Below are 13,298 nucleotides of genomic sequence, written 5' to 3'. Positions count from 1 at the left end.
AACATTCTCGGTAAAACAGAGTAGCTGCATTTTTTGGGAGTGGGGCAAGGTCATCTGTCGGTGAGCTGATTAGTCCGGTTTACGAGGAATACAGGCCGAGCGCTACGATGGATGTCTGAACAGTTACAGGGTACATTCGCGTTTTTTCAGATGAAGGAATTACCATGCGGATGTTGATCGGGGGGATGCTGATGGCGGCATTGGCCGGTTGTTCGTTGCCTGCTTCACTGGTGCCGGGCGAGCCGAATGTCAGCAAGATCAGCGGTAAGGCTCCCAAAGACTACGCCGCGTGTGTATTGCCGCTGTGGCAGCAGGACGTTGCCAGGACGTCCCAGGCAGCAATTTCCAATGGCTACCGGATCACTGCGCCGAGCATCGTCACCGCCGACGAGATTCTCGATGTGGTCAAGTACAAGGACGGCAGCCGCGTTTCCCTGTATCAGGGGCCGCCGTGGGCGAAGTCCGGGTCTTTGCGCAAAGCGGTGCGCGACTGTCTGTAAGGTCACAAACCGGCCAGCGGCTGACCGTGCGATTGCGCTGGCTGCTGCGGATCCGGTGATTCCCGTCGTCGCGTAAAGCGACGTGTCACAAAAAAATCCCGCCGGTTGATTCCGAGCGGGATTTTTTTTCAGATTGCGCAAACCCCTTCGGCAAGGATCACCCGACCGAACTCGGCGTTGGTCTCCTGAGGCGTGATGGCAAGCAGTTGGTCGAGGCGAATTTCCTGTTGCGCGGCTTGTTGCTCGATCACCAGGAATTCTTCTTTGTCACTGCTGGTTCGCGTGGTCACGGCTTTGGCCATCAGCCGCTGACCGTCGATCAACTCGATGTCGAGCTGATAGCCGCGCAGGCAAGCGATTTCCAGGTAGTCGTAAAGGTCACAATTCAATGGCTGATAACGGGTCATGGCGTCACTCCTCGAAACCTTTCGCGATGATGAAACGATCCAGGTCGTGCATCAACCCTCATGCGGCGGTGCTGATGGCGGCAGAGAAGGGCGTGGATCGAATTCTGCAGGATATGTAATGCGCGGTGACAGATGATCGCGAGCGTTTCTCCCGCGTGCACTAGGCTTTGAATGCCGGCTCATTACGGGCCGGCATCGCTGTTTTAGGAGGAGTGTTTTTTTGATTCAAGGAGCGACCGATCATGGATGATCTGGTGAAAGAAGTGATTCCGTTGTTGCAATACCTGATCCCGGGGTTTGTCTCGACCTGGATTTTCTACACCCTGACGGCGTTCAAACGGCCGGATACGTTCGGACAGATTGTGCAGGCGTTGATTTTCACGTTTGTGATTCACGGGATGGTGCTGGGTATTGGGGCAGTTTGTGTGTGGGTGGGAGAGCAGGGGATTTCTGTAGGGAGATGGGATGCGAAAGCTGAAACGTGCTGGGCATTTTCTGCGTCCTTGCTGCTGGGATTGATGGCTTGTTGTCTGGCAACTAATGGCAAATTGCATAGGTGGTTGCGCAGCAGAAACGTAACGAAACAATCTTCCTATCCCAGTGAATGGTTCTGCGCGTTTGCTCAATATGACCGATTCATCACCCTTCATCTGGAGGATGAAAGGCGCGTCCTAGGCTGGCCAGTCGAGTGGCCACCGGAGTCGAGCACCGGGCAGTTCTTGATGAGGTTTCCACGCTGGCTCAATGAAGATGGCAAATTGGATCCTATTGGCGCTGAATTTTTGCTGATAGATTCCGCGAAGGTTAAATGGGTTGAATTCAGCCCGGCATCAGAGGGTTCATCATGACCGCCAGAGCACCGCAACCAATGCCGCAACATCTGGAGCGACTTTTCGTAGGGCCCGACGGGAAGCTGTTGGAGAAACCATTGATCACAGGCCCAAAGGCACCACCACCGCTGAAGTACCCCCCATCATCGCAAGCCCGCTCTTAACCCCATCCATCCTTCACCGCCCGGCGAATGCCCTCCAGCAACATCGCAAACGCCGGGTTGTCGTTGTTCTCCCGCCAGATCAGATGCAGCTCGCTCTGCACCCCTTCGCCCAGGTCGATCTCGCGAAACACCACATTCCTGAACACCACACTGGTCGCGCAACGCGGCACCAGGGCCAGTCCCATGCCTGCATTGACCAGCGCCAGAATCGTCAAGGAAGACCCCAGCCACTGCACATAATCCGGAGCGACGCGGGCCGAGCGCAGCATGCCGGTGAGCAATTCGTTGAACGGCGGATAGGCCGAGTGGGAATACATCAGGAACGGCTGCCCATCCAGATCCTTCACTGAAACGTCGTCTGCCTCCGCCAGTCGATGGCCGCTCGGCACCGCCAGCACAAACGGCTCGCGCACCAGGCATTCGGTGGCGTAACCAGGCTCGAGCAACGGCGCGCGGACGATGCCCAGATCGATGCGTCGGGCACGCAGGGCTTCGTGTTGCTGATAGGTGTTCATTTCAGTCAGGTCGATCTTCACCTGCGGCTGCTTGAGGCGCGCCTCGGCGATGACCTTGGGCAGAAATTCGTACACCGCGCTGCCGACAAAACTGATGTTCACCGAACCGATATCGCCCTCGGCAAAGCGCCGGGCGGTGACGGCAGCCTGTTGCGCGCGTTCGAGCAGATTCTGCGCTTCGATGAAAAACGCCCGGCCGGCGGCGGTGAGCGCGACACTGCGCGTGCTGCGGGTAAACAGTTCGACGCCCAGATGATGTTCCAGTAACTGGATCTGCCGGCTGAGTGGCGGCTGGGTCATGTTCAACCGCTCGGCGGCGCGGCGGAAGTTGAGTTCGGTGGCGACGGTGGTGAAGCAGCGCAGTTGGGTCAATTCGAACATTGATCTAATCCAGGTATCAATCGAATGCCAGGTTAGATTAGACGGGATCAATTGCCCCGTCCATGATCGCTCTACGCCTGAACAGGCCTTCCCTACAAAAACAAAGATCGGGAGTCGCCCCTTGAAAACCCTCCAGAGTCCGCCGGACATCACGGTACTCGCCCGCGCTGCCGCCAAGGTCAAGCGCCATGTGCTGCCGTTGTTCGTGGTGATGTTCATCGTCAACTACATCGACCGGGTCAACATCGGTTTCGTGCGCAGTCATCTGGAAACCGATCTGGGTATCGGTGCTGCCGCCTATGGCTTTGGCGCCGGTCTGTTTTTCATCGGTTACGCCTTGTTTGAAGTGCCGTCCAACATGCTTCTGCAACGCTACGGCGCCCGCGCCTGGCTGACGCGGATCATGTTCACCTGGGGCGCAGCGGCGATGGCCATGGCGTTCGTCAAAGGCGAAACCAGTTTCTACGTGCTGCGCTTCATCCTGGGCGCTGCCGAAGCCGGGTTCTTCCCGGGGATCATTTATTACTTCACCCAATGGCTGCCGGCCTCTGAGCGCGGCAAGACCATGGCGGTGTTTCTCAGCGGCTCGGCAATCGCTTCGGTAATTTCCGGTCCAGTGTCCGGCGCGCTGTTGCATATCAGCGGTCTGGGCCTGCACGGCTGGCAGTGGATGTTCCTGATCGAAGGTGCCGCGTCGGTAGTGCTCTGCGGGTTTGTCTGGTTCTGGCTGCAATCCCATCCGCGTCAGGCCAAGTGGCTGAGCGAGGAGGAGCGTGAAGCGCTGGTGATGGCAATCACCGAGGAACAACGTGCCCGCGAAGCGACCCACGTCGCCAAACCATCGATGTTCAAACTGTTGGCAGATCGGCAGATCGCATTGTTCTGCTTCATCTACTTTTCCATCGCCCTGACCATCTACGGCGCCACCTTCTGGCTGCCGAGCATGATCAAGAAAATGGGCAACCTCGGCGACTTCCAGGTCGGGCTGCTCAACTCGGTGCCGTGGATCATTTCCATTGTCGCGATGTACGGCTTTGCGGCGCTTGCGGGCAAGTGGAAATTCCAGCAGGCCTGGGTCGCACTGACGCTGGTGATCGCATCGTTCGGCATGTTCATGTCCACCACCGGCGGGCCGATTTTCGCCTTCGTCGCCATCTGTTTCGCGGCCATCGGTTTCAAGGCGGCTTCGGCACTGTTCTGGCCAATTCCGCAGAGCTATCTGGATGCGCGCATCGCGGCGGCAGTCATTGCGCTGATCAACTCCATCGGCAATCTGGGCGGCTTCGTTGCGCCGACCGCGTTCGGTTTTCTGGAACAGACCACCGGCTCTATCGAGGGCGGTCTATATGGCCTCGCCGCGACTTCGCTGATAGCGGCGGTAGTGATTTTCTTCGCCCGCATGGCGCCCGGCGCCAAAGGCAACACCCCGGCAAAGCCTGAACCCGAAACCGCCGTTGCGCCGACGTCCAACCCGGTGGCGAGCCACTGATTCCGACTCAACAGGAGCGTCATTTTGAAAATCACTCGTGTCACCGTCACTCCGATCGCTTTCCGTGATCCGCCGCTGCTCAACGCCAGTGGCATCCACGAACCGTTCGCCCTGCGCTCGATCATCGAGATCGAAAGCGACAACGGCTACATCGGCCTCGGCGAAAGCTATGGCGATGCCCCGGCGCTGGCGATCCAGCAACAGTTGCAGTCGCAGTTGATCGGCCTCGATCCGTTTAACCTTAATCAGCTGCGTCGGATCGTTCAGACCACGGTTGCCGCCCACAAACCGGCCAGTCTGGCGGGTGCCGAACTGGCGCCCGGTTCCCACGCCAGCAAGGCCGTCAGCAATGCGTATTCGGCGTTCGAAGTGGCGTTTCTCGACTTGCAGGCCCATTACCTGAATGTGCCGCTGGTGGATCTGCTGGGCGGTGCGGTGCGCGACGAAGTGCCGTTCAGTGCCTACCTGTTTTTCAAGTATGCGCAGCACGTCGATTCACCCTACAAACCGGACAACTGGGGCGAGGCGCTGAACGAGCAGCAAATCGTCGCCCAGGCTGCGCGGATGATCGAGGCGTACGGTTTCAAGAGCATCAAGCTCAAGGCCGGCACGTTGCCGCCGGAGCACGAAGTGGCGTGCATCAAGGCGCTGAAAAAGGCCTTTCCCGGTTATCCACTGCGCATCGATCCCAACGGCAACTGGTCGCTGGAAACCTCGATCCGCATGGCCGAGTTGCTGGGTGATGATCTGCAGTATTACGAGGATCCGACCCCGGGTCTCGACGGCATGGCCGAGCTGCACAAACGCACCAGGCTGCCGCTGGCCACCAACATGGTGGTCACCGACTTCGACGAATTCCGCCGCAGCGTAGCTTTGAATAGCGTGCAGATTGTCCTCGCCGATCACCATTACTGGGGCGGCCTGCGCGACACCCAGACCCTGGCGAAAATGTGCGACACCTTCGGCCTCGGCGTGTCGATGCATTCCAACTCACACCTGGGCATCAGCCTTATGGCCATGGCGCACGTGGCGGCCGCCGTGCCGAATCTGGACTACGCCTGCGACACCCATTATCCGTGGCAGGAGCCGGATGAAGAGGTGATCAAGGGCGGCAAGCTGCCGATTGTCGATGGCTGCGTGAAGATCACGCGTGCGCCGGGCCTGGGGCTGGAACTGGATCACGATCAACTGGGCAAGCTGCATGACCAGTACCTGACCTGCGGCATTCGCCAGCGCGATGATGTGCGGCAGATGCAACGCTATAAACCTGACTGGAAAGCGCTGAAGCCGCGATTCTGATCGAGCAAAACCAGAGGGCGCCAAACGGCGCCCTCTGTTGTTTCAAAGCGTACGCATCAACCAGTCACGAAACGCCTTCAGCGACGCCAGCGACTCATTGCGCGCCGGGTACACCAGGTAATAGCTGCGCCGGCTGCTGATCGGTTCACCCAGTTGCAATAGCTCGCCGTTGTGCAATTCATCTTCCACCAGAATCCTCGGCACCAGCCCGATCCCGATATTGGCGCGCACGGCCTGGATCAAGTGCGAGGTCATCTCGAAACTCGGGCCAATGCGCATGCTGCGATGGGGCAGGGCATGATGGCTGAACCACTCGGACCAGGCCTGAGCGTTGCTGCTGACGTTGAGCAGCAGTTGCCCGGCGATGTCCTTGTCGGCCGCACGGCGTTCGGCATCGGACAGCTGCGCACTGGCGATTACCACCAGTTCTTCGGTGTGCAGGCGGTGGGCGGTCAGCCCCGGCCAGTCACCGCCACCGACGCAAATCGCCGCGTCGATTTCGCTGGTGTCGAAGTCAATCGTCTCGATGCGCGAATGAAGATGAACGGTCATGCCAGGGTGCGCGGTGTAGAAATCCTTCAAGCGCGGCAGCAGCCATTTCGAGCCGAAGGTCGGCAGGGTCGCCAGGCGCAAACTGTGGATGCCTGAGCCAAACGCCATGGCCTGCAAGGTCGCACTTCGGATCTGGCCGAGGGCTTCGGACAGTTCGCGCTGATACATACGCCCGACGTCGGTAAGGATCACCCGCCGGCCTTCGCGGCTGAACAGGCGCATGCCGAGCATCTTTTCCAGAATCTGCACCTGCCGGCTGACGGCGCTCTGGGTCAGCGACAGTTCGTGGGCGGCGCGGGTGTAGCTTTCATGGCGCGCGGCGGCTTCAAAAGCCAGCAGCAACGACATCGAGGGAGTAAGGGTTCGCGGATTCATTCGTTTTAGTCATGGATTGCGGGTCGATTTTACGGTTGTCCCGGCATCGCTCTGCAATGAACATAAGGCCTATGAGATGGCGGGAGCGTGACGCAATCATTCATTGCGCACAACTGTTCACCGCCACACGGCCCGTTTTTGACCGAGATTGCCCTCCCGATGATTGCCCAGCTGTCGCCTTCCACTGCGTTGAACACCGACTACCAACAGTTTCTCAAAGCCCTTGAAACCAGCGGTTTTCGTGGTGAAATCAGTGCCGACTACGCCAGCCGCGTGGTGCTCGCCACTGACAACTCGATCTATCAGCGTTTGCCGCAAGCGGCGGTGTTCCCGCGTGATGCCGACGATGTGGCGCTGCTGGCGCGCCTGATCGCCGAACCGGCTTACCAAAAAGTGGTGATCACGCCTCGCGGTGGCGGCACCGGCACCAACGGCCAGTCGTTGACCGATGGCATCGTGGTCGACCTGTCGCGGCACATGAACCGTATCCTCGAAATTAACGTTGAGCAGCGTTGGGTGCGGGTGCAGGCCGGTGTGGTGAAGGATCAACTCAACGCCGCCCTGAAATCCGCCGGGCTGTTTTTCGCCCCGGAACTGTCGACCTCTAACCGCGCCACCGTCGGCGGCATGATCAACACCGACGCCAGCGGCCAGGGCAGTTGCACCTACGGCAAGACCCGCGACCATGTGCTGGAGCTGCACATGGTCCTGCGCGGTGGCGAACGTTTGCACGGCCGCCCGCTGGAAGAAAGCGAGCTGGCAGCGGAGTGCGCCCGCGAGGGCCGGGCCGGCGAAGTGTATCGCCGCGCGCGGCAGATCATCGACGAGCAGGGCGAGCTGATCCGGGAAACCTTCCCCGATCTCAACCGCTGCCTGACCGGCTACGACCTGGCGCACCTGCGCGAGGCCGACAACCGTTTCAACCTCAACAGCGTGCTGTGCGGCGCCGAAGGTTCGTTGGGGTTTGTGGTCGAGGCCAAGCTCAACGTATTGCCGATCCCCAAGCACACGATGCTGGTGAACATTCGCTACGCCGGCTTCATGGATGCCTTGCGCGATGCCCGGGCGTTGATGGCGCTCAAACCGCTGTCGATCGAAACCGTCGATTCCAAAGTGCTGTTGCTGGCGATGCAGGACATCGTCTGGCACGGCGTCGCCGAGTACTTTCCGGAAAGCGCCGAGCGGCCGACGCTGGGGATCAACCTGGTGGAGTTCTGCGGCGACGATCCCGAGGAGCTGCAAGGTCGGGTCGAGGCCTTTGTCCAACACCTGGGCAACGACGCCACAGTCGAGCGCCTGGGCCATACGCTGGCCGTCGGTCATGCAGCGGTGAACCGTGTCTACGGCATGCGCAAACGAGCGGTGGGTCTGCTCGGCAACGTCGCCGGTGAAGCGCGGCCGCAGCCGTTCGTTGAAGACACCGCTGTGCCGCCACAACACCTGGCCGAGTACATCGCCGAGTTGCGCGACCTGCTCGACAGCCACCAGTTGCAGTACGGCATGTTTGGTCACGTCGATGCCGGCGTGCTGCACGTCCGGCCGATTCTCGACATGAAAGACCCACAGCAAGCCGCACTGGTGCGTCCCGTTTCGGACGGCGTCGCCGCGCTGACCCAGCGTTACGGCGGCCTGCTGTGGGGCGAGCACGGCAAGGGCCTGCGTTCGGAATATGCACCGGCGTTCTTCGGTGAGTTGTACCCGGCGTTGCAAGCCTTGAAGGCGGCGTTCGATCCATTCAACCAGTTCAATCCCGGCAAGATCGCTACGCCGGACATTCCCGGCGCGGCATTGCTGAAGATCGACGAAGTGACCCTGCGCGGCGAACTCGACCGGCAGATCGACGAGAAAGTCTGGCAGGACTACGGCGCGGCCATGCATTGCAACGGCAACGGCGCCTGCTACAACTTCGATCCCGACGATGCGATGTGCCCGTCGTGGAAAGCCACCCGCCAGCGTGCGCAATCGCCGAAGGGCCGTGCTTCGCTGATTCGCGAATGGCTGCGGTTGCAGGGCGAGGCGGGGGTTGATGTGTTGGCCGATGGCAGCCGCCGTCCGCCGTTTTTCAGTACGTTGCTCCAGCGCTGGCGCAACAGTCGTGCGCAGGAACAGGACTTCTCCCACGAGGTGTACGACGCCATGGCCGGCTGCCTGGCGTGCAAGTCCTGCGCGGGGCAGTGCCCGGTGAAGGTCAACGTGCCGGACTTCCGTTCGCGGTTTCTCGAGCTGTACCACACCCGTTATCTGCGGCCGGCGCGGGATTATCTGATTGCCTCGCTGGAGTACACGATTCCGTATATGGCGCGGATTCCGTTGCTCTACAACGGCTTGATGGGCGCCTCGTTCAGTCGTCGCTTGATCGAGTGTCTTGGCGGCATGGTCGATGTGCCGTTGCTCAGCCGTTTTGATTTTTATGCGGCGATGCGCCGCTGGCAGGTTCAGCCGGCATCGGTCGAGGTTTTGTCGGCGCTGACTGCAGCCCAGCGCGAACGCAGTGTGGTGCTGGTGCAGGATGCCTTCACCCGGTATTTCGAGGCGCCATTGTTGGCGGATCTGATCGAGCTGATTTCGCGACTGGGCTATCAGGTTTATCTGGCACCGTTCAGTGCCAACGGCAAGCCGCTGCATGTGCAGGGTTTCCTGTCGGCGTTCAATCGCGCGGCGTTGCGCAATGCGGGGCAATTGCGCGCACTGGCCGAGATCGGCGTGCCGTTGGTGGGGCTCGACCCGGCCATGACCCTGGTCTACCGCCAGGAATATCTGAAAGTCCCGGGGATGGAGCAATGCCCGGAGGTGGCGCTGGTGCAGGAATGGTTGCTCAAGGTCATGCCGGAGCAAGTCGGTAAGCACCGCGACGAAACCTTCCGCCTGCTGGCGCACTGCACCGAAAAAACCAACGCCCCGGCCGCCACTCGGCAATGGGAGCAGGTGTTCGAGCGTGTCGGCCTGAAGCTCGCGACCCAGGCCACCGGTTGCTGCGGCATGTCCGGCACTTACGGACACGAAGCGCGCAATCGCGAGACCTCGGCGGTGATCTACGAGCAATCCTGGGCGAAGCAGATCGAGGCGCCGGTGGAGAAGGGCGAGGCGCTGGCCACCGGGTATTCCTGCCGCAGTCAGGTCAAGCGCCAGGCCGATCAACAGCTGCGTCATCCGTTGCAGGTCGTGCTGGAAATCCTGCGCACTGCGTGATCGCTGTTTGAGAACCGCTAGCGATTGGATCGGTTTTTCATGTTATAAGGTAACGCAAATTATGCGGCCGCTTTCGGGCGGTCGCATCGATCAACCTTTCGATTGCGATACCTCCATGACGATTGCGGTTCCCCGTTCTGCCCCCTCGGCGACTGGCCGGTTGCTGTCCATTGATGCGCTGCGTGGCCTGGTCATTCTGTTCATGTTGCTGGACCACGTGCGCGAAACCTTTCTGCTGCATCGTCAGGTCACTGACCCGATGGACATCGCCAGCACCGAGCCGGCGCTGTTCTTCAGCCGTACCCTGGCGCACCTGTGTGCGCCGGTGTTCGTGTTGCTGACCGGGTTGTCGGCGTGGCTGTTCGGCGAGAAGTACGACGGCAAGGCTGACGTCAGTGCCTTCCTGTTCAAGCGCGGACTGTTTCTGGTGCTGCTGGAATTCACCCTGGTGAATTTCGCCTGGACGTTCCAGCTGCCACCCACCGTGATCTACCTGCAAGTGATCTGGGCGATCGGCCTGAGCATGATCGCGCTGTCGCTGCTGGTCTGGCTGCCACGCTGGCTGTTGTTGACGCTGAGCCTGACGATCATCGCCGGGCACAACCTGCTCGACGGGCTGCACTTCGCAACCGAGTCGGCGCTGCACGTACCGTGGGCAATCCTGCATGACCGTGGCTGGATCGAGGCGGGCGAGACCTTGCGTCTGCGCACCTCGTACCCGTTGTTGCCGTGGATCGGCGTGATCGGTCTGGGTTACGCGCTGGGGCCGTGGTTCGCTCGCGCAGCCGATGCCGCAGTTCGCCAGCGCCGTTTGCTGATCGGTGGCGTCGCCGGGCTGCTGGGCTTTGTGGCACTGCGGCTGGTCAACGGTTACGGCGAGAAACCCTGGGCCTTGGGTGACAGCGGTCTGCAAACCCTGATGAGCTTTTTCAACATCACCAAATACCCGCCGTCGCTGTTGTTCATCACGTTGACGGTGAGTGTCGGGCTACTGCTGTTGCTGGTATTCGAACGCGCGCAGGATCGACGCTGGATTCGCTGGCTTACGGTGTTCGGCTCGGCGCCGATGTTTTTCTACCTGCTGCACCTGTATGCGCTGAAGGTGTTGTACCTGATTGGCGTGGCGCTGTTCGGGCTTAATCAGGGCACCTATTTCGGCTTTTCATCGGTGGCGGCGGTGTGGCTGGCGGCGATGGTGCTGGCGGTCGTGTTGTTCCCGGCCGTGCGCTGGTTCTCGGAGTTGAAGGCCCGGCGGCGCGACATTGCCTGGTTGAAGTATCTGTAGAGCGACTCAGCCCGTTTTACCCTCGCGGGCATTGCGGGCGAAATCGATAAACGCCTTGAGCGGCGCCGGTACGTGGCGCCGACTCGGGTAATACAGATGCAGGCCGGGATAGTACGGACACCAGTCCGCCAGCACCTGCACCAGCCGCCCGCTCGCCAAGTGCTCGCGGGCCATGTCCTCGAACACATAGGCCAGGCCCAAACCCTGTAGCGCCGGGCCGATCATCAGGCTGACATCGCCCAGGGTCAGCGGGCCGTTGACCTCGATTTCCTGAATGATGCCGCCGCGCTCGAATTCCCAGCGGTATATCGAACCGCTCGGGAACCGATGTCGGATGCAGGGCAGGGCCTGCAAATCTTCAGGTTTCTGTGGCGCGGGATGTCGTTCGAAAAAGCCGGGTGATCCGACCACCACTGAACGCAGATTCGGTCCGATGGGTAACGACACCATGTCAGCTTCCAGCCGGTTGCCGAAACGCACACCCGCATCGACTTCCTCGACGAGCAGTCGCTGATCAAGACCGCGCTGGTGCTGCCGGACTACGACGAAACCGTGGGCAAGATGCGCACCTTTGCCGAAGCGGCCAACCATGCGCAACCGGGCGATCCGCAGAAGTTTGCCGAAGCGATGCTTGCGCTGGTCAACGCACCGAACCCGCCGCAGCGTCTGGCGCTGGGCAGCGACACGGTTGCACGAATCGAGGCGAAGAACCGCTTGGTGGCGCAGGAACTGGCCGAGTGGAATGAGCTGGCGTTGTCCACGGATTTCAAGGACTGAAACAAGACCTGTGGGAGCGGGCTTGCCCGCGAAGGCGGAGTGTCAGGNGGAGGCTGACACTCCCTCTTCGCGGGCAAGCCCGCTCCCACAGGGTTTATCGGATCGACCGGATCAGCGGCGATCCAACCACACCGTCTGCGCATTGCAGAACTCGCGAACGCCGAAGTGCGACAGCTCGCGGCCGAAACCGCTTTTCTTCACGCCGCCGAAGGTCACGCGCGGGTCGCTGGCGGAGTAGCCGTTGATGAACACGCCACCGGTTTCCAGTTCGCTGGTCAGTTGCTGGGCCAGGGCGACGTTGGCGGTGTAGATCGTGGCGGTCAGACCGAACTCGCTGTCGTTGGCCAGGGCCACGGCGTGCGCGCAATCGCGGGCGGTGATGATCGAGGCCACCGGGCCGAACAGTTCCTGCTTGAACGAGGTCATGCGGTCGGTGACGTCGGCCAGCACGGTCGGCTCGTAGTAGTTGCCCGGCCCTTGGGCCTTGCCACCACCGAGCAGCAGGGTGGCGCCTTCTTCCAGGGTGTCGCGCACTTGTTGATCGAGTTCGTCGCGCAGATCGAAACGGGCCATCGGGCCGATGTAATTATCGGCGGACAACGGATCACCCATCTTCAGCTGACGGGTGGCTTCGACGAATTTGCGGGTGAACTCTTCGACCACGCCTTCTTCGATGATCAGGCGTTTGGCGGCGGCGCAGACTTGCCCTGAGTTCTGGTAACGACCGATGACGGCTGCTTGCACGGCTTCGTCGATATCGGCGTCATTGAGCACGATGAACGGATCGGAACCGCCCAGCTCCAGCACGCATTTCTTCAGCGCGGCACCGGCCTGTGCGCCAATGGCCATGCCGGCGCGGACGCTGCCGGTCAGGGTTACGGCGGCAATGCGCGGGTCGGCAATGGCGCTGGACACGCCTTCCGGTGTGACGTTGATCACTTCGAACACGCCATCGGCAAAACCGGCGCGGGTGAAGGCGTCGCGCAACAGATAGGCGCTGCCCATCACGTTCGGCGCATGCTTGAGCACGTAGGTGTTGCCGGCGATCAGCGCCGGGACGGCGCCGCGTAGCACTTGCCAGATCGGGAAGTTCCACGGCATCACGGCAAGGATCGGGCCGAGCGGACGATACTCGATGCGCGCCTTGCCGCCTTCGACCAGCGTCGCTTCAGCGTTGAGCATGGCCGGGCCGTGTTCGGTGTACCACTCGCAGAGCTTGGCGCATTTCTCGATTTCGCCACGGGCCTGGGCGATCGGCTTGCCCATTTCCCGGGTGATCATGGTCGCCATGGCTTCGCTGCTGTCCCGCAGGGCCCCGGCCAGCGCGGTCAGGGCGCGGGAGCGATCCTGCAGCGGTTTGCGTTTCCACTTGTTGAAGCCGAAGGCGGCGCGGGTCAGCGCAGCGTCGAGGGCTTCGGCGGATTCGAAAGCGTAATGACCGATCTGCTCGCCGGTGGCGGGATTGATCGAGATAGCGTGGGTCTGGCTGGAAATCGGGCTCATGGCATCGTCCTGCGAGGTCAGTGGATGCGCTC

General features: G+C 61.1%; 10 protein-coding genes and 2 pseudogenes. 7 read left to right on the top strand and 5 right to left on the bottom strand.

All coding sequences use genetic code 11. The features are described 5' to 3' along the window. Positions 1–164: 164 nt before the first annotated feature. Entirely contained in the window at positions 165–500 is a 336-nt protein-coding gene (locus ACTJK7_RS14350; RefSeq protein WP_064379398.1) for a hypothetical protein, read from the top strand. A 128-nt stretch (positions 501–628) separates the two neighbouring features. On the opposite strand, the gene ACTJK7_RS14345 is transcribed toward ACTJK7_RS14350, so the two are convergent. Continuing rightward, positions 629–907: a Rho-binding antiterminator gene (locus ACTJK7_RS14345; protein ID WP_011334663.1), complete on the bottom strand. Its 279-nt coding sequence runs from the start codon at positions 905–907 to the stop codon at positions 629–631. 242 nt (positions 908–1,149) lie between these two features. Between ACTJK7_RS14345 and ACTJK7_RS14340 the strand changes: the two genes are divergently transcribed. Beyond that, a complete protein-coding gene (locus ACTJK7_RS14340; RefSeq protein ID WP_085654214.1) occupies positions 1,150–1,755 on the top strand; it encodes a DUF6338 family protein in 606 nt (201 codons plus the stop codon). Positions 1,756–1,897: 142 nt separating this feature from the next. Here the strand turns inward: ACTJK7_RS14340 and ACTJK7_RS14335 are convergent, their stop codons facing one another. After that, the gene (locus ACTJK7_RS14335) at positions 1,898–2,797 is read right to left on the bottom strand and encodes a LysR substrate-binding domain-containing protein (RefSeq protein ID WP_440780078.1); all 900 of its coding nucleotides are present in this window, start codon (positions 2,795–2,797) and stop codon (positions 1,898–1,900) included. A 121-nt stretch (positions 2,798–2,918) separates the two neighbouring features. On the opposite strand from ACTJK7_RS14335, the gene ACTJK7_RS14330 reads away from it, so the two are divergent. Both ACTJK7_RS14330 and ACTJK7_RS14325 read left to right on the top strand, forming a co-directional pair. After that, positions 2,919–4,286: an MFS transporter gene (locus ACTJK7_RS14330; protein WP_108562431.1), complete on the top strand. Its 1,368-nt coding sequence runs from the start codon at positions 2,919–2,921 to the stop codon at positions 4,284–4,286. Positions 4,287–4,310: 24 nt separating this feature from the next. Beyond that, a complete protein-coding gene (locus ACTJK7_RS14325; RefSeq protein WP_108562429.1) occupies positions 4,311–5,585 on the top strand; it encodes a glucarate dehydratase family protein in 1,275 nt (424 codons plus the stop codon). Between the two features lie 42 nt (positions 5,586–5,627). On the opposite strand, the gene ACTJK7_RS14320 is transcribed toward ACTJK7_RS14325, so the two are convergent. Continuing rightward, entirely contained in the window at positions 5,628–6,512 is an 885-nt protein-coding gene (locus ACTJK7_RS14320; protein WP_011334658.1) for a LysR substrate-binding domain-containing protein, read from the bottom strand. A gap of 159 nt (positions 6,513–6,671) precedes the next feature. Between ACTJK7_RS14320 and ydiJ the strand changes: the two genes are divergently transcribed. Beyond that, a complete protein-coding gene (gene ydiJ, locus ACTJK7_RS14315) occupies positions 6,672–9,701 on the top strand; it encodes a D-2-hydroxyglutarate dehydrogenase YdiJ (protein WP_108563696.1) in 3,030 nt (1,009 codons plus the stop codon). Positions 9,702–9,816: 115 nt separating this feature from the next. Next, positions 9,817–10,986 carry a DUF1624 domain-containing protein gene (locus tag ACTJK7_RS14310; RefSeq protein WP_108563695.1) on the top strand — a complete coding sequence of 390 codons (1,170 nt, stop codon included), beginning with the start codon at positions 9,817–9,819 and terminating at the stop codon, positions 10,984–10,986. A 6-nt stretch (positions 10,987–10,992) separates the two neighbouring features. Here ACTJK7_RS14310 and ACTJK7_RS14305 read toward each other — a convergent pair. Beyond that, a pseudogene (locus ACTJK7_RS14305) lies at positions 10,993–11,475 on the bottom strand (LysR substrate-binding domain-containing protein); the annotation flags it as partial. Between ACTJK7_RS14305 and ACTJK7_RS14300 the strand changes: the two are divergent. Then, a pseudogene (locus tag ACTJK7_RS14300) lies at positions 11,470–11,763 on the top strand (short-chain dehydrogenase/reductase); the annotation flags it as partial. The pseudogenes ACTJK7_RS14305 and ACTJK7_RS14300 sit on opposite strands and share 6 nt — an antisense overlap. A 111-nt stretch (positions 11,764–11,874) precedes the next feature. Here ACTJK7_RS14300 and ACTJK7_RS14295 read toward each other — a convergent pair. Beyond that, on the bottom strand, positions 11,875–13,266 hold the full coding sequence (locus tag ACTJK7_RS14295; RefSeq protein WP_108562427.1) for an aldehyde dehydrogenase family protein: 1,392 nt from the start codon (positions 13,264–13,266) through the stop codon (positions 11,875–11,877). Positions 13,267–13,298: the final 32 nt, after the last annotated feature.

The organism is Pseudomonas sp. 22085, from assembly GCF_052045815.1.
GTDB lineage: Bacteria > Pseudomonadota > Gammaproteobacteria > Pseudomonadales > Pseudomonadaceae > Aquipseudomonas > Aquipseudomonas glycinae.
The sequence above is the reverse complement of the archived record's forward strand: the minus strand, read 5'-3'. Positions and strand labels throughout refer to the sequence as shown.

Coding starts and splice junctions, on each gene's coding strand:
- ACTJK7_RS14295 (WP_108562427.1), bottom strand. CDS start 13,266: ATGAGCCCGATTTCCAGCCAGACCCACGCTATCTCGATCAATCCCGCC.
- ACTJK7_RS14340 (WP_085654214.1), top strand. CDS start 1,150: ATGGATGATCTGGTGAAAGAAGTGATTCCGTTGTTGCAATACCTGATC.
- ACTJK7_RS14335 (WP_440780078.1), bottom strand. CDS start 2,797: ATGTTCGAATTGACCCAACTGCGCTGCTTCACCACCGTCGCCACCGAA.
- ACTJK7_RS14350 (WP_064379398.1), top strand. CDS start 165: ATGCGGATGTTGATCGGGGGGATGCTGATGGCGGCATTGGCCGGTTGT.
- ACTJK7_RS14310 (WP_108563695.1), top strand. CDS start 9,817: ATGACGATTGCGGTTCCCCGTTCTGCCCCCTCGGCGACTGGCCGGTTG.
- ACTJK7_RS14320 (WP_011334658.1), bottom strand. CDS start 6,512: ATGAATCCGCGAACCCTTACTCCCTCGATGTCGTTGCTGCTGGCTTTT.
- ydiJ (WP_108563696.1), top strand. CDS start 6,672: ATGATTGCCCAGCTGTCGCCTTCCACTGCGTTGAACACCGACTACCAA.
- ACTJK7_RS14345 (WP_011334663.1), bottom strand. CDS start 907: ATGACCCGTTATCAGCCATTGAATTGTGACCTTTACGACTACCTGGAA.